The 15,274-nt window shown below is 70.2% G+C and carries 15 protein-coding genes and 1 pseudogene; 9 read left to right on the top strand and 7 right to left on the bottom strand.

All coding sequences use genetic code 11. The features are described 5' to 3' along the window. Positions 1–52: 52 nt before the first annotated feature. Together C8E96_RS21900 and C8E96_RS21895 are read left to right on the top strand one after the other, a co-directional pair. Complete coding sequence (locus tag C8E96_RS21900) at positions 53–766, top strand: sulfite exporter TauE/SafE family protein (RefSeq protein ID WP_091384463.1); 714 nt, start codon at positions 53–55, stop codon at positions 764–766. Positions 767–834: 68 nt separating this feature from the next. Then, complete coding sequence (locus C8E96_RS21895; protein WP_133794661.1) at positions 835–1,290, top strand: hypothetical protein; 456 nt, start codon at positions 835–837, stop codon at positions 1,288–1,290. A 43-nt stretch (positions 1,291–1,333) separates the two neighbouring features. On the opposite strand, the gene egtD is transcribed toward C8E96_RS21895, so the two are convergent. The 4 genes and pseudogenes from egtD to egtA all read right to left on the bottom strand — a co-directional run bounded on the left by egtD (position 1,334) and on the right by egtA (position 5,549). Continuing rightward, positions 1,334–2,296 (bottom strand): L-histidine N(alpha)-methyltransferase, encoded by a 963-nt coding sequence (egtD, locus tag C8E96_RS21890; RefSeq protein ID WP_228770381.1) that lies wholly within the window; start codon positions 2,294–2,296, stop codon positions 1,334–1,336. Between the two features lie 117 nt (positions 2,297–2,413). Next, a pseudogene (gene egtC, locus C8E96_RS34150) lies at positions 2,414–3,052 on the bottom strand (ergothioneine biosynthesis protein EgtC); the annotation flags it as partial. A gap of 38 nt (positions 3,053–3,090) precedes the next feature. Next, on the bottom strand, positions 3,091–4,404 hold the full coding sequence (egtB, locus tag C8E96_RS21885) for an ergothioneine biosynthesis protein EgtB (protein ID WP_091384455.1): 1,314 nt from the start codon (positions 4,402–4,404) through the stop codon (positions 3,091–3,093). Then, positions 4,401–5,549, bottom strand: coding sequence for an ergothioneine biosynthesis glutamate--cysteine ligase EgtA (egtA, locus tag C8E96_RS21880; RefSeq protein ID WP_267463840.1), 1,149 nt, complete (start codon positions 5,547–5,549; stop codon positions 4,401–4,403). The genes egtB and egtA overlap by 4 nt, the downstream gene beginning before the upstream one ends. Before the next feature lie 229 nt (positions 5,550–5,778). Here egtA and C8E96_RS21875 point away from each other — a divergent pair, with 229 nt between their 5' ends. The 6 genes from C8E96_RS21875 to C8E96_RS21850 all read left to right on the top strand — a co-directional run bounded on the left by C8E96_RS21875 (position 5,779) and on the right by C8E96_RS21850 (position 12,233). Then, a complete protein-coding gene (locus C8E96_RS21875) occupies positions 5,779–6,369 on the top strand; it encodes a TetR/AcrR family transcriptional regulator (RefSeq protein ID WP_091384450.1) in 591 nt (196 codons plus the stop codon). Between the two features lie 170 nt (positions 6,370–6,539). After that, complete coding sequence (locus C8E96_RS21870) at positions 6,540–7,862, top strand: hemolysin family protein (protein ID WP_091384447.1); 1,323 nt, start codon at positions 6,540–6,542, stop codon at positions 7,860–7,862. Continuing rightward, on the top strand, positions 7,859–8,908 hold the full coding sequence (locus C8E96_RS21865; RefSeq protein ID WP_091384446.1) for a hemolysin family protein: 1,050 nt from the start codon (positions 7,859–7,861) through the stop codon (positions 8,906–8,908). The genes C8E96_RS21870 and C8E96_RS21865 overlap by 4 nt, the downstream gene beginning before the upstream one ends. A gap of 1 nt (position 8,909) precedes the next feature. Then, on the top strand, positions 8,910–9,788 hold the full coding sequence (locus C8E96_RS21860) for a 3-methyladenine DNA glycosylase (RefSeq protein ID WP_407642682.1): 879 nt from the start codon (positions 8,910–8,912) through the stop codon (positions 9,786–9,788). 94 nt (positions 9,789–9,882) lie between these two features. Beyond that, complete coding sequence (locus C8E96_RS21855; protein WP_091384443.1) at positions 9,883–11,646, top strand: substrate-binding domain-containing protein; 1,764 nt, start codon at positions 9,883–9,885, stop codon at positions 11,644–11,646. 74 nt (positions 11,647–11,720) lie between these two features. After that, a complete protein-coding gene (locus C8E96_RS21850) occupies positions 11,721–12,233 on the top strand; it encodes a SecDF P1 head subdomain-containing protein (RefSeq protein WP_091384439.1) in 513 nt (170 codons plus the stop codon). On the opposite strand, the gene C8E96_RS21845 is transcribed toward C8E96_RS21850, so the two are convergent. Beyond that, a complete protein-coding gene (locus C8E96_RS21845; protein ID WP_091384438.1) occupies positions 12,234–13,061 on the bottom strand; it encodes an aldo/keto reductase in 828 nt (275 codons plus the stop codon). A gap of 85 nt (positions 13,062–13,146) precedes the next feature. Here C8E96_RS21845 and rnhA point away from each other — a divergent pair, with 85 nt between their 5' ends. Further along, positions 13,147–13,626 (top strand): ribonuclease HI, encoded by a 480-nt coding sequence (gene rnhA / locus C8E96_RS21840; protein WP_091384436.1) that lies wholly within the window; start codon positions 13,147–13,149, stop codon positions 13,624–13,626. A gap of 14 nt (positions 13,627–13,640) precedes the next feature. On the opposite strand, the gene C8E96_RS21835 is transcribed toward rnhA, so the two are convergent. Then, on the bottom strand, positions 13,641–14,786 hold the full coding sequence (locus tag C8E96_RS21835) for an RNA polymerase sigma factor (protein WP_091384473.1): 1,146 nt from the start codon (positions 14,784–14,786) through the stop codon (positions 13,641–13,643). Positions 14,787–14,800: 14 nt separating this feature from the next. Beyond that, positions 14,801–15,208: a YciI family protein gene (locus tag C8E96_RS21830; RefSeq protein ID WP_091574692.1), complete on the bottom strand. Its 408-nt coding sequence runs from the start codon at positions 15,206–15,208 to the stop codon at positions 14,801–14,803. Positions 15,209–15,274: the final 66 nt, after the last annotated feature.

Raw genomic sequence — 15,274 nt, 5'->3', positions numbered from 1 at the left:
GGACGTCCGGCAACCCTGGACGTCCCCCGCTCGCATTTTGGGGGGATCCACCTTGACACTCGGACTGCTGATCGCGGGCCTGGTCTTGTTGGTCGGCGCGGCCGTGCAGGGCACGATCGGCTTCGGCCTGAACCTGATCGCCGGACCGATCCTGGCGCTGATCGACCCGATGCTCGTCCCGGTGCCGGTGCTGTTCGCCGGGACCGCGCTGTCGGCGATGCTGATCTTCCGTGAGCACGGTTCGGTCGAGTGGAAGAACGTCGGCTGGGCGATGGTGGGGCGGCTGCCCGGCAACGGGCTCGGCCTGATCGCCTTGGCGACGCTGCCGGTGGCGGGCTTCACCGCGCTGATCGGGGTGAGCGTGCTGGTGTGCGTGGGCCTGTCGGTGATCACGTGGAAACCGCGGCCGACCGTCCCCACCCTGCTCGTCGCGGGCACCGCGTCGGGCGCTTTCGGCACCATGGCGTCGATCGGCGGCCCACCGATCGCGCTGGTGTACCAGAACCAGTCAGGCCCGACGATCCGCTCGACCCTGAGCGCCTTCTTCCTGGTCGCCTCGATCTCTTCCCTGGCGATGCTCGCGGTGGCGGGCCATGTCGAACAGCGACACCTGGTGGCCGCCGCTTTCCTGATCCCGTTCCTGGCCTGCGGCGCCCTGATCTCCAACCCGCTCCGCAAGCACGTCGAGGGACCTCGACTGCGAGTCGGCGTCCTCGTGGTCGCGGCGCTGAGCGCGCTGCTGCTGATCGGGAAGAGCGTCTTTTAGTTCGCCTAGTCCAGCCGAGGGGCAAAGGACCCTGGTGGCCATGAACCGGCCGGTCGTACCGTTCGACAATGCCTGATCAACGCGGAGATCCGGCGGAGATGCTGAGATCTGTCGCGTCTGTCGCGATCGGCGCGGCCATGTTCGGCGCCACGTGGAACCTTTTGTGGGGCCGATTCCTGTACGAGCGCTTCAATCCTTGTCGGCTCGTCGTCGAGCGTGACCCTGATGGGCCCCCATTTCTCGGCAACGTCACTCGCGTTTGCCCAACCGTCCCGCAGGTGCCATGGGTCCTCCTGATCGTCTTGTTCACCGCGGGCGTGTTGGTGTTCATCGCGACAATTGCAATCGAGGCGTCCGCCGAACGGTCCGGGCCGACACCGGCGCCTACCGACCAGAAGTCGCGTGCGGAAACTGTGCCGGTGCCGCCGAAGCGGGATCGCACGGCGTTCCTCGTCAATCCCAAGCTACTCGGCGCCGCCGCGCTTGGCGGCTTCATCCTCACGGCGATTCAGACATTTCGGTAGCGGGTGCGTCGCGCCCAATTCCCCGGGCGCGACGCACCCGTGGCTAGTCCGCCCTGGCCAACGACAGGGCGAAGCGGCCTTGTTCGTCGGTCCACCACTGGGTCAGGGCGAAGCCGGCGGCCGCGAGTTCCTTCGCCACGCCTTCGCGGCGGAACTTGGCGGAGATCTCCGTGCGGAGTTCCTCGCCCTCGGCGAAGTCGACGTCCATGTCCAAAGCGGCGATGCGGGCGCGCTGTGCCTTGGTCGAGCGCAGGCGCATCTCGATCCACTCGTTCTTCGCGTCCCAGAGCGCCACGTGTTCGAACGCCTCGACGTCGAAGTCGGCGGTCAGTTCGCGGTTGAGGACGTGCAGGACGTTCTTGTTGAACTCCGCCGTGACACCCGCCGCGTCGTCGTAGGCGGCGACCACGGTGGCTTCGTCCTTGACCAGGTCGGTGCCCAGCAGCAGCCACTCCCCCGGCTTGAGGACCTCGCGGATCGACGCCAGGAACACCTTGCGTTCCTCGGGCAGCAGGTTGCCGATCGTGCCGCCGAGGAACACGACCAGCCGCGCGGGCTCGCCGGGAAGCAGACCCAGGTGTTCGGTGAAGTCGCCGACCACCCCGTTCACCCCAACCTCCGGGTACTCCTCCCCCAGGGCCGCCGAAGCCTCGCGCAGCGCCGACTCCGAGACGTCCAGGACGACGATCTGCGACAAACTCCCTCCGTCACGCAGGGCGTCGAGGAGCAGTCGGGTCTTCTCCGAGGAGCCCGAGCCCAGCTCCACCAACGTGTGCGCGCCGGTCACCGAGGCGATCTCGCCCGCGCGGGCGGCGAGGATCTCGCGTTCCGCGCGGGTCGGGTAGTACTCCGGCAGCGTGGTGATCTGTTCGAACAGTTCGCTGCCCCGGGTGTCGTAAAACCACTTGGGAGGCAAGGATTTCGGCGTGGCGGTCAATCCCGCGCGGACGTCGGCGGCGAGTGCGCGGGCGGCGTGGTCTTCTGGCAGGTGTACTTCGACGACGATGTCGGTCGTGGTCACTGCGTTCCCCTCCGGTGATTCGGCGATCGGCCCCAGTTCGGTGACGCGCACATCCGGGGCCGGGTCAAGCGTGGCGGTGACCAGCAGGTGGTCACCCAAAGTCGTCCACTGTGGATCGTCGTCCCACGGCTCGGAGGCCAGGACGACGCTGTCTTCGGTCTTCAGCACGGAAAGCGAGTGCCACCAGGTGGTGGCGACGAGCATCCGGCCGTCGGTAAGCAGGAAGTTCAGCCGCGAGTCCGGCGCCACCGCGCCGATCGCGCGCGCCACCTCAGCCACCGCGTCGGCCGGGTCGACGCCCGCCCGCAGCCTGTGCCGCACCAGCGCCCAGATCAGGGCGCTGTCGGTGGGCGCGTCGAGCGTCATCAGGTCCACTGTGGGCAGTTCGGCGGCGAGCCCGGCCACGCTCTCCGGCCACCCGCCGACCCGCCCGTTGTGGCTGAACAGCCAGGGGCCTTCAGTGAACGGGGCACAAGCGTCGTCGCAGATCGGCATGCCGATCGTGGCCGATCGGACAGCCGCCAGCACCACGTCGCTGCGGGTGCTCGCGGCGACGGCGGCGAAGCCGTGGTCGATCCACATCGGAACGGCGCGGCGGTAGCGAACGGTCTCGCCGTCGGTGCGCCAGCCGACGCCGAACCCGTCGACGTTGACCGTGCCGCCCTGCCGCATGTCCTTCGGCGCGAACGTCTGCCTCAACAACCCCTGCGGCGGGTCGAACAGCAGGGAGGACAAGGACACGGCGGGGCCCAGGTAACCCAGATGGCGGCACACCGCGACTACCGCGCCTCATCCGGGAGCACGTCGCGGGCGCATCTGAAGCCGGCGAAGATCTGCCGACGGATCGGGTGGTCCCAGTTGCGGAACGTCCCGCGCACGGCCGCCTTGTCCGTGCCGAACGACCCGCCGCGCAGCATCTTGTAGTCGCCGCCGAAGAACACCTCGGAGTACTCCCGATACGGGAACGCCGCGAACCCCGGATAGGCCTCGAAACCGGAGTCGCACCACTCCCAGACGTCGCCGATGAGCTGACGCACACCCAGCGCCGACTCACCCGCCGGGTACGACCCGACCGGCGCGGGCCGCAGGTGCCGCTGACCCAGGTTCGCGTGCTCCGGGCCTGGATCCTCGTCGCCCCACGGGTACCGGCGCGACCGGCCGGTGGCCGGGTCGAACCGGGCGGCCTTCTCCCACTCCGCCTCGGTCGGCAGCCGCCTGCCCGCCCACTTCGCGTACGCGGCGGCCTCGTGGAAGCTGACGTGCACCACCGGCTCGTCGACCGGAATCCGTTCCACCACACCGAACCGCGTGCGCACCCAGCCGTCGCCGTCGCGCTTCCAGAACCGGGGCGCGACCAGGTTGGCCTGCTTGCGGAACGTCCAGCCCTCGGCACTCCACCAGCGCTCGTCGTCGTAGCCGCCCGCGTCGATGAACGCCAGGTAGTCGCCGTTGCTGACCGGGACCGTGTCGATGAAGAACGCGTCGACCTGGCGGCGGAACGCGGGCCGCTCGTTGTCCAGCGCCCACGGCTCCGTCGAGGTGCCCATGGTGAACTCGCCCGCCGGCACCAGCACCTCCCGGCGCGCGGGCCTGGTCGCGGGGGCCGGGTCCGGCGCGTGCAGGACCGGCGCGCCGACGCGGAGTTGGTGGGTGGCCAGCATGGTCTCGTCGTGCTGCTGCTCGTGCTGAACGATCATCCCGAAGGCGAAGCCCTGGTCGACGAGCCGCGCGCCTTCCAAAGGAACGCGCTCGAGCACGTCGAGCACCTTCTCGCGCACCTCGCGCACATACCCGCGGGTCTCGGCGGGCGAGAGCAGCGGCAGCGCGGGCCGGTCGGCCCTGGCGTGCTGGAAGGCGTCGTAGAGGTGGTCGATGTCCTCGCGCACCGGTTCGCGGCCGCCTACGTCGCGCACCAGCCAGAGCTCCTCCTGGTTGCCTATGTGCGCGAGGTCCCAGACCAGCGGCGACATCAGCTTCGAGTGCTGGCGGACCAACTCGTCGTCGTCGACGGACTCTGTCAGCGTGGTGCTGCGCTCACGTGATCGCCGCAGCGCGTCGGCGACCTTGCCGCGCAGGTCCTCCGTGCTGGTCACGAGGTCCTCCCAGTGGTCGTGTCGGTCAGCCGTTCCAGTTCCCCGGTGACCAGCCGGGCGTACTCGGGCACCAAGCCCAGGTCCGCCACCGCGCGCAGCCCGATGTCGATTACCGCCCGGGCGGCGGCGGCGAGCCGCCGGTCGGCCAGTCCGTGCCGGGCCGCGACGACCCAGCGGTCGGCGACCGGCGCGCAGGCCGCCGCGACCGCGTCGACCGTGGCCGGGTCGGCGGTCAGCGCGGCCACCAGGGCCGCCGGGGTGATCCAGCCCGCGCCGTCCTGGGCGTCGAGGTAGCGCACCTCGAAGTAGCCCTGCGGGCGGACCGGCGGGAACAGCGTCGAGATGTGGTAGTCGAGATCGGCGGTGGTGGGCGGTTCGGGCAGGGCCCCGGCGATCCAGTCGGCGAAGGTGACTCCCGGGGGTGCGTCCCAGCTCTGGCCTGGTCTTCGCACGCAGAGCAGCGGGGTGTCGAGGACATGCTGGACCCACGTGCCCACCGGGTCGTCGGTCAGCGGGAGCGGGCGGCTGCGCGACGGGTCGGTGCCGAACACGCTGCGGGCCCTGGTCGAGGCCCAGCCGGTGAGCTCGCCCGCGAGGTGCGGCGAGTTCGCGAACAGCGCGAGCATCACCGGCCCCAGCGACGTGATCGCCGCCCAGCGGGCCGGGGTGTCGGCGGCCTCGCCCACGTCGACGCAGACCTGCAGGCCCGCGGTCGCGCACATCATGGCGATCCCGTCGGGCCCGATGGGCGCGAACGCGCGCTCCATGGCCGCGTAGCGGGGAGTGTCGAGGACTCGACGTGGAGTCCGGAAGGGATCGGCGCCCCAGGCACCCAGGACCAGGCCCGCTTGATCGAGCCGGTCGGCGAGATAGTGGTGGTCGGCGATGACCGCGTCGAGCAACTGCCCGAAATCGGAGGCCGGAAGGGAGGAGATCTCGACTTGGCCGCCAGGCTCCAAGGAGAGCGGCGAACCCGCCGGAAGTGCGAGGTGGGGACTGTCGGGTCTTAACGTCGTCGGGGTATGTGGGCCGAGAGCGGCGGCGAGATGGTCGGAGTCGAGACGCCGCCGGGGATCGTCACGGTGATGGACCGTCCACTCCAGCTCGACTCCCACCAGGTTCGGTGGGCCATGTTTGAAACACACCGAGGCGACGTACGCCTCGGCTTCCACGCGGGCCCGTAAGCGTCGTCCATCGGGCCCGGTGGTCTCCGGATCGCATACAGCGGTCAGAGGACTCACCCCTTCGTCCGTGCCGTGAAATCGACGCTACACGCGGGCACCGACAGCCGCATGATCCGAGAATGCGGTGGACGTGATACCCAATACGTACGTACGGATTGCTTCCTGGGGGCTCGGCTGACACGATCGTCGCGTGCCCCGCGTGAGCCAAGACCACCTCGACGCGCGCCGCCGTCAGATCCTCGACGGGGCGCGGTCCTGCTTCGCGCGCCACGGATACGAGGGCGCGACCGTGCGCCGCCTAGAAGAGGCTACCGGTTTGTCGCGCGGCGCGATCTTCCACCACTTCCGCGACAAGGAGTCGCTTTTCCTCGCGCTGGCCGAGGACGACGTGCTGCGGATGACCGAGGTGGTCGCCGAGCAGGGTCTCGTCCAGGTGATGCGTGACCTGCTGTCGACCCCCGCGGGCAGCGGCGACAGCCCGGCCGACTGGCTGGCCACCCGACTGGAGGTCTCGCGCAGGCTGCGGACCGATCCGGAGTTCCGCGCCCGCTGGGCCGAGCGCTCCGAGCCGCTGACCATCGCCACCCGCGAGCGCCTGCTGCGCAAGCGTGAGGCGGGCAATCTGCGCGACGACATCGACATCGGCGTGCTGACCGCGTTCCTCGAACTCGTCCTCGAGGGTCTAGTCTCGCACCTGGCGATGGGCCTGCCCGCCGACGACCTCGACCCGGTCCTCGACCTCGTCGAGGAGACCGTCCGCCGACACCGCCGGACCACCTGACGCCTGTCGAGCGCAAACCCGTCTGGATTCCCTAGAATGGGCTACCAGCAGCTTCTATGTCTCAAGGAGTGACCGTTTCCCGTGCGTAAAGCACAATCACCGGGCCGCAGTAGCGGGCCGGGAGAGAGTCCCGGCGACCATACCGGCCCGGTATCCGGGTGTGATGCCCGGTGACCGGTCCCCTGATCAGCGTCCTCGGCCTGCTGGCCGTTTTCGCGCTCACTCTCGGGACGGCGCTCTTCGTCGCCGCCGAGTTCTCCCTCACGACCCTGGAACGCAGCCAGGTCGACCACCACGCCGAGGAAGTCGGCGACCGGCGCGCGCTGGCCATTCAGAAGGCCCACCGGACCCTGTCGTTCCAGCTTTCCGGCGCGCAGTTGGGCATCACGATCACCACGCTGATCACCGGTTACATCGCCGAGCCCGCGCTCGCGCAGCTCATCGAGCCGCTGCTCGCGCTGATCGGCCTGCCCAAGGGCGCGGCCGACGTGGTGGCGATCACCATTGCCCTGATCGTGGCGACGTCGCTGTCGATGGTGTTCGGCGAGCTGGTCCCGAAGAACCTCGCCATCGCCCGCCCGCTGCCGACCGCGCGCGCCGTCGCCGGTCCGCAGGCCGTGTTCTCCTCGGGACTGCGGTGGCTGATCAACGCCCTCAACGGCTCGGCGAACTGGGTGGTGCGCAGGCTCGGCGTCGAGCCCCAGGAGGAGCTGCGGTCGGCCCGCTCCCCCGATGAGCTGGGCGGCCTGGTCCGCTCCAGCGAGGCCAAGGGGACGCTCGACACCGGCACCGCGGCGCTGCTGAGCCGATCGCTGCGCTTCGGCGACCGCACGGCCGACGAGCTGATGACCCCGCGCGTGCAGGTGCAGGCGCTGCGCGCGGACGCGACGGTGCTCGATTTGATTGCGCTCGCGCGCGCGACCGGGTTCTCGCGGTTCCCGGTGCACGGCGGCGACCTCGACGAGATCCGCGGCGTGGTGCACGTCAAGCAGGTCTTCGGTGTCCCGCACGCGATGCGCGCGACGACGAAGGCCGCGTCGCTGGCCCGCCCGGTGCCCACGGTGCCGGAGACGCTCGACGGCGACGTCCTGCTCGACCGGCTGCGCGGTTCCGGTCTGCAGGTCGCGGTCGTGGTCGACGAGTACGGCGGCACCGCCGGGCTGGTCACCTTGGAAGACCTGATCGAGGAGATCGTCGGCGATGTGCGCGACGAGCACGACCGCGGCGAGGTCAACCCGGTTCGCCCGCTGGGCAAGGACAGCTGGATGGTGTCCGGCCTGCTGCGCGACGACGAACTGGCCGAGGCGACCGGTTTCCGGATGCCCACGGGCGACTACGAAACGGTGGCGGGGTTCATCCTCAACCGCCTTGGAAGGATCCCGTCGGTGAACGACGAGCTGCGCTATGACGACTGGCTCATCACGGTGATGCGGATGGACCGCCACCGCATCGCCGAGCTGCGGGTCGCCAAGGTGCGCGAGGTGACCGCATGACCGACGTCCTCGCGTTGTTCGCGACCATCCTTCTGTTGCTGGGCAACGGTTTCTTCGTCGGCGCCGAGTTCGCGATCATCACCGCCCGGCGCGACCGGCTCGAGGCGCTGGCCCACGAGGGCAAGCACCGCGCGGCCGTGGCGATCGAGGCGGGCCAGCAGCTGCCGCTGCTCATCGCGGGCGCGCAATTGGGGATCACGGTGTGCTCGCTGGGGCTGGGCGCCCTGTCCGAGCCGGTGATCGCCGGCCTGTTGGAGAGCCCGTTCCATTCCCTCGACATCCCGCCCGCGGTGCTGCACGGCGTCGCGTTCGCGATCGCCCTGGGCATCGTGGTCACGCTGCACACGGTGATCGGCGAGATGGTGCCGAAGAACCTGGCCATCGCGGGCCCGGAGGGTGTGGCGATGGCGTTGGTCCCGGTGCACTACGCGTTCTGCAAGCTGGTGCGGCCGGTGCTGGCGCTGTTCACGCGGGCGTCGACCTTCGTGCTCAAGCTGTTCAAGGTGGAGCCGCGCGACGAGATGGAGACCGCCTACACCCGCGACGAGCTGGCGAACCTGATCTCGGAGTCGCGGCGCGAGGGTCTGCTCGACGACTCCGAACACCGGCGGCTCACCCAGACGCTGTCCTCAGCCGAGCGGACCGTCGCCGACGTGATGGTGCCGTTGGACCAGCTCAAGACCGTGCCGTCGCCGCCGACCCTCGGCGACATCGAGCGCGCGGTCGCCGAGACCGGCTACTCGCGGTTCCCCGTGCGCATGTCCGATGGCTCCATCTCCGGTTACGTGCACGTCAAGGATGTGCTCGACCAGGTCGACGCCGACCCGGCCACCCGGCTGCCCGCGTCGCGGGTGCGCGGGCTGCCGCAGGTGCCCGCGGACTCGCGGGTCGACGAGGCGCTCAGCGCGCTGCGGCGGGCGCACAGCCACCTGGCCACGGCGGTGGCCGCGGACCGCACGGTGCTCGGCGTGGTCGCGCTGGAGGACCTTGTCGAGGAGTACGTGGGCACCGTGCGCGACGGGACGCACATCGCCAACGGTGGCTGAGATGATCGTGCTCGACGAGACGGAATGGCACGCGCGACGCGACGCGCATGTCGAGCGGATGCGCGCGTGGACCGAGCCGCACCAGGCGCGGCGGGCGCGCGGCGAGAAGCACCCGGTGCTGGACTTCCTGTTCACCTACTACTCGCACCGGCCCGCGCACCTGGAGCGGTGGCACCCGGGTGCTGGTGTGGTGCTGGCGGGCGAGTCGGCGCGGGCGTACCTGCGCTGGCCCGCCTACACCGCCACCGACTCGGGCGTGACGGTCAACCTCGCCGCGCTGCCGGAGTCCCGGCGGCGCAGTGCCCGGTTCATCCGGGACCTGCTCGCGGCCACGGTGTCGCGGCCGCCTCGGCTGGGCTGCTTCGGGCTGCACGAGTGGGCGATGGTCTACCGGCAGCCGGAGTCGGAGATCCGGCACGTCGACTGGCCGCTGCGGCTCGGGGCGGCGGGCACCGACGAGGTCGTCGAGACGCAGACGATCAAGTGCAGCCACTTCGACGCGTTCCGGTTCTTCACCGAGCCCGCGCGGCCGCTCAACACCCTGGAGCCGAGCCGGGACCGGCAGATCGCGATGGAGCAGCCGGGCTGTCTACACGCGACGATGGATTTGTTCAAGTGGGCGTACAAGCTCGATCCGTACACCCCGTCGGACCTGCTGGCCGACTGTTTCGACCTGGCTTCGGACGTGCGTGAGCTGGACATGCGGGCGAGCCCGTACGACCTGTCCCCGCTGGGCTACGAGCCGGTGCGGATCGAAACCGAGCGTGGCCGCGCCGAGTACGCGCGCAGGCAGGCGGAGTTCGTCCGGCGCGCCGAGCCCTTGCGGTTCAAGCTGATCGCGCTGTGCGACCTCCTACTGGAGAGTTCTACTCACAGTTAGACCCTTGACGCACGCACTTCACCTAATAGAGTGCCTCTGCCGGGCGCCCACTACGGACAGCATCTCTGTCCGCGAGCGCACGAAAGGGTTGGCAATGCCTCGACAACGTGCGGGCGGCCGTCGCGGTGCGCTGCGGCGGTCGGTTCTCGTCCTGGGCCTCGTCGTGCTCATGATCGCCTTGTGGCTGGGCGCGAACTGGCTGCGCTATGTCGCCGACGAGCGCGCCGCCGAGCGAGGCCGCGAGTGCTCGCGCGGCCCGGTGACGCTCAAAGTCACCGTGGCGCCCACCGTCGAGGAGCCGCTGCGTGAGATCGCGGGCCGGTGGAACGCCTCCGGCGCGGTGGTCGACGACTCCTGCGTCAAGGTCACGGTCGCGGCGACGGAGTCCGGTGCGATGCTCGCGGGCCTCACCGGCGAGTGGAACGTCCGCGAACTCGGCGACCGGCCGCACGCCTGGCTGCCGGAGTCGTCGTTCTGGACCGACCGGCTCAGCGCCGTGGACGACGCCCTGCTCGGCTCGGCGCCCGACACGGTGGCGAGCAGCCCGATCGTGCTGGCGACACCGGAACCGGCGGCCAAAGCGCTCACCGACACGGTGACGTTCACCTGGTCCGACGTCGCCACCCTCATCCCCGACCCGAGTGGCTGGTCGCGGTTCGGCCAGTCCGGCTGGGGCAGGCTGATCGTCGCGCTGCCGCAGCCCGCGGCGAATCCCGCCACGGGGCTGGCGGTGCAGGCGGTGCTGTCCGGTATCGGCAAGCAAAGCCCGCTGACGCACGAGGTCCTCGACCGCCCGGAGGTCGCCGACGCGATCAGCAAGCTCACGGCGGGCCAGCCGACCGGCGTCCCGGAAACCACCCGCGAGGCCCTGATCAGCCTCGGCGAGGCGGAGACGATGACGACCGCGCCGTTCAGCGCGGTGCCGGTGCTGGAGGTCGACCTGCACCGGCGCAACCTCGCCATCGACGGCAGGCCCGCGGCGAAGCACCCCTTGTTCGAGGTCATGCCCGACGGCCCTATCCCGACCGCCGACTTCCCGTTCGTCCGGCTCGCGGGCATCGACGCCGCCTTGGCCAACGCCGCCGACCGGTTCCGCCAGTTCCTCCTCGAGCCGGACCAACAGCGCTCACTGGGCCGCGCGGGCCTGCGCACGGCGTCGAACGAGCGCCCACCGCGCACGCTGGGCATCGGCTGGCCGGACCTGCCGCCCGCCACCGCCCCGGCGAACCCCCGGACCACCCAGCAACTCGCCGCCACGTGGGCGGCGGCCGCTGAGGGCGGTCGCATCGTGACCATGCTGGTCGACGTGTCGAAGTCGATGGGCGGCGACAACGGAGACGGGCGCACGCGGATGCAGTGGGTGCAGGAGGCGTTGCACGGGTACGCGAACTACACGGTGTCGGGTTCGTTGGGGCTTTGGCAGTTCTCCCAAGGACTTGACCGCGCGAAGCCGTACCAGCAACTCGTGGCGACCGGCCCGATCGGCGACACCCGGGCCCCTCTGCACCAGGCTGTCGACAAGCTGGCTCCGACTGGGGCGACCCACCTGCACGAGAGCATCGCGGCGGCTTACCGGGCGGCGATCAACGGATATGTGGCGGGCAAGCGCAATGAGATCGTCGTGATCACCGATGGCGGCAGCGACGGCGACATGACCCTGGCCGAACTCACCACCGCGATCAAAGCGGCGCGCAGCACGAAGAAGCCGGTGGTGATCAGCGTGATCACTTTCGGCCCCGACCAGAACCGCACCGCGCTGCGCGACATAGCCAGACTCACTGGTGGGACAGTGTCGACGCTTTCCAGCGCTCGCGGCCTCCAGGCGGCTTTGGGGCAGCTCGCTGCCAGGCGAGACTGAGCCGGCGTAGCTGGTGGTGGTGTGTCCCAACGGAAAGCACCGCGAAGCGGGCAAGGTCACCATAGGATCCGATCATGCCGAAGCTGATCGTCGTCGCCGGGCTGCTGCTGGCCCTTACCGCGTGCGGCAAGGAATCCACACCGACACCGCCGCCCGCCTCCCAGACCACCCAAGCGGGCAGCGGTCCGGTCGACGTCAACGTCCCGGTCGAGATGCGGCCGGTGCTCTCGGTCGACCCGCCCGCCCAGACGCCTGCCCCGGCCGCGCCTGACGTGCTGACCGGCAAGGACGGTTCGACCTACCGCGTCGGTCCCTCCATCGGCGACTTCGGCCGGTTCGAGAACGTCGGGGTCGAGCAGGTGGACGGGCGATGGGTGCTCAACATCGAGCTGCCCGACGACACCGCCGCGATCTTCGCGACGTGGACGGCTGAGAACGTGGGCAAGCAGCTCGCCATCGTGGTGGACGGTGAACTGGTCTCGGCGCCGGAGATCGCGTCGGCGATCACCGGTGGCGCGCTCCAGATCGCCGGCTCGTTCACGCAGAAGGAGATCCGGGAACTGGAGCGCGCCATCACCGGGAAGTGATCACGCCCAGAACTGCTCCGGGTCGGGCCCGGTGCGCTCGCCGTTGTCCAGCGTGGCAAGGGCTTTGTGGTCCTCGGCGGTCAGCTCGAAGTCGAACACGTCGATGTTGGCCCGGATGCGCTCGGGCGTGACCGACTTGGGGATGACGACGACGCCCAGGTCGAGGTGCCAGCGCAGCACCACCTGCGCGGCGGTGCGGCCGAGGCGGTCGGCGATCCCGACCACGGTCGGGTCCTCCAGCACCACGCCCTGGCCCAGGGGGCTCCAGGCCTCGGTGGCGATGCCGTGCTTGGCGTGGAAGGCGCGCAGTTCGGCCTGGGGCAGGTTCGGGTGCAGCTCGATCTGGTTGACCGCGGGCACCGTGCCGGTCTCGGCGAAGAGGCGCTCCAGGTGCGGGACATGGAAGTTGGACACGCCGATCGAGCGGACGCGGCCATCTTCCTTGAGCTTCTCCAGCGCCCGCCAGGTGTCGACGTACTTGTCGGCGCCGGGTGCGGGCCAGTGGATCAGGAACAGGTCGAGGTAGTCGAGGCCGAGCTTCGTCAGACTCTCGTCAAACGCCCGCAGCGCCTCGTCGTAGCCCTGCCGGTCGTTCCAGACCTTGGTCGTGACGTAGAGGTCCTCACGCGGCACCCCGGATTCGGCAAGGGCCTGGCCGGTGCCCACCTCGTTGCGGTAGTACGCGGCGGTGTCGAAGCTGCGGTACCCGGCATCGATGGCGGTGGCCACGACCGCGCGGACCTCGTCGTCGGGCACCTGGAACACCCCGAAGCCGAGCTGCGGGATGGTGGTGCCGTCGTTCAGCGAGATGTCAGGGTTGGGCGACATGCGGCGGTTTCCTCCTGTGTGGATGTTCTCCACCAGGTGCCAACTCCCGGCGGGCCGACATATTCCCGCCGCTAGGATCGCGCCAATGACCGTGGTCGAGATCTACACCGATGGCGCCTGCATCCCCAATCCCGGCCCGGGCGGCTGGGGCGCGGTCCTGCGCTACGGCGGCCACGAACGCGAACTGCGCGGCGGCGACGCGGGTGAGACGACCAACAACCGGATGGAGCTGATGGCGCCCATCCAGGCTTTGGAGACGCTGACCAGGCCGGCCAAGGTGGACCTGTTCACCGACAGCACCTACGTCCGCAACGGCATCACCAAGTGGGTCACCACCTGGAAGTCCAACGGCTGGATGACGAGCGCCAAGAAGCCCGTGGCCAACGAAGACCTCTGGCGCCGCCTCGACCTGGCCGCCGCCCGCCACGACATCGAGTGGCACTGGGTCAAGGGCCACGCAGGCCACCCCGACAACGAACGCGCCGACCGCCTGGCGTTGGCGGGCCTGCACGACGCCTTGCTGGAAGCGGGACTGGAACTCCCCGTCAGCCGCAAGCGCGGCTGAGAACCCGCCCACGGTCAGCCGCGCAGCCGATCGTTGAGCCGTGCGGCCTGGCGGGTGAGGTGGTCGCGTTCGGGCAGGCTGGACGCCGACCGGGCGGCCTCGGCGTAAAGCCGCGCAGCGGTGACCGGGTCACCGTCACGCTCGTGCAGGTACGCCGCGACGGCGGTGTGGCGGGGCAGGCCGGGGTCGAGCTCGGCCAGGGCGGCCAGCCCTGTCCGCGGCCCGTCGGCCTCGCCGACCGCGACCGCCCGGTTGAGCCGGGCCACCGGGCTGTCGGTGAGGCGCACCAGTTCGTCGTACCACTCGACGATCTGCACCCAGTCGGTCTCCTCGGCCGTGCGGGCGTCGGCGTGCAGCGCGGCGATGGCGGCCTGGGCCTGGAACTCGCCCAGGCGGTCACGGGCGAGCGCGGCCTGGAGCACCTCCACGCCCTCGGTGATCAAGCGGGTGTCCCAGAGCCCGCGGTCCTGCTCGGCGAGCGGCACGAGCGCGCCGTCCGGTCCGGTGCGGGCCGGGCGCCGGGCGTGGTGGAGCAGCATGAGCGCGAGCAGGCCCGCGATCTCCTCATGGTGGATCTTCGCCGCCAGCAGGCGGGTGAGCCGGATCGCCTCGGCGGACAGGTCGACGTCGCCGGAGTAGCCCTCGTTGAAGACCAGGTAGAGCACGCGCAGCACCGTGGCGACATCACCGGGCTGGGTGAACCGCACATCCGAGACGGTCCGCTTGGCCCGGCTGATCCGCTGGGCCATGGTCGCCTCCGGCACCAGGTAGGCCTGCGCGATCTGCCGCGTCGTGAGGCCGCCGACCGCGCGCAGCGTGAGCGCGACAGCCGACGCCGGGGTCAACGACGGGTGCGCGCACAGGAAGTACAGCTGCAGCGTGTCGTCCACCGCCTCGACCGCACCGGGCTCGGGCTCTTCCTCGACGCGCACCTCGCGGATCCGCCGGGAGGTGTCGGCGCGGACGGCGTCGAGGAACTTGCGCCAGGCGACGGTGACCAGCCACCCCTTGGGATCGCGCGGCGGGTCGTCCGGCCACACTCGCAACGCCTCGACCAGCGCGTCTTGCACGGCATCCTCGGCCGCCGCGAAGTCCGCACCGCGGCGGACGAGGATGCCGATCACGCTCGGGGTGAGGGTCCGCAGCAGGACCTCGTCCACCCTGCCCACCGCGGTCACTCGGTGATGGTCGGGGACACGCCGTAGAACGGGCGCAGCTCCAACCACTCATGGATCGGCTTGCCACCGGCACCCGGAGCCGCGGACAGCTCACCCGCCAGCTCGATCGCCCGCTCGTAGGTCTCGACGTCGATCACCATCCACCCGGCGATCAAGTCCTTCGTCTCCGCGAACGGGCCATCGGTCACCGGCGGGCGACCCTCGCCGTCGTAACGGACGAACGTGCCCTCCGGGGCAAGCGCCTGACCGTCGACGTACTCACCGGTGCCCTTGAGCTTGGCGGCGAAGTCATGCATGTACTGCATGTGTGCGGAAACCTCGTCCGGCGTCCACTGGTCCATCGGCACGTTGTTGACCGGTGCGGGCGCGCCACGGTAGTGCTTGAGAAGCAGGTACTTGGCCATGATGTTCTCCTTCGCGGTACAGCCATTGTGGCCGTTTCACTCGGGAGACGGAGCCGCGCCCGGGTT

Source organism: Actinokineospora alba (assembly GCF_004362515.1).
GTDB classification, from domain to species: domain Bacteria; phylum Actinomycetota; class Actinomycetes; order Mycobacteriales; family Pseudonocardiaceae; genus Actinokineospora; species Actinokineospora alba.
The sequence above is the reverse complement of the archived record's forward strand: the minus strand, read 5'-3'. Positions and strand labels throughout refer to the sequence as shown.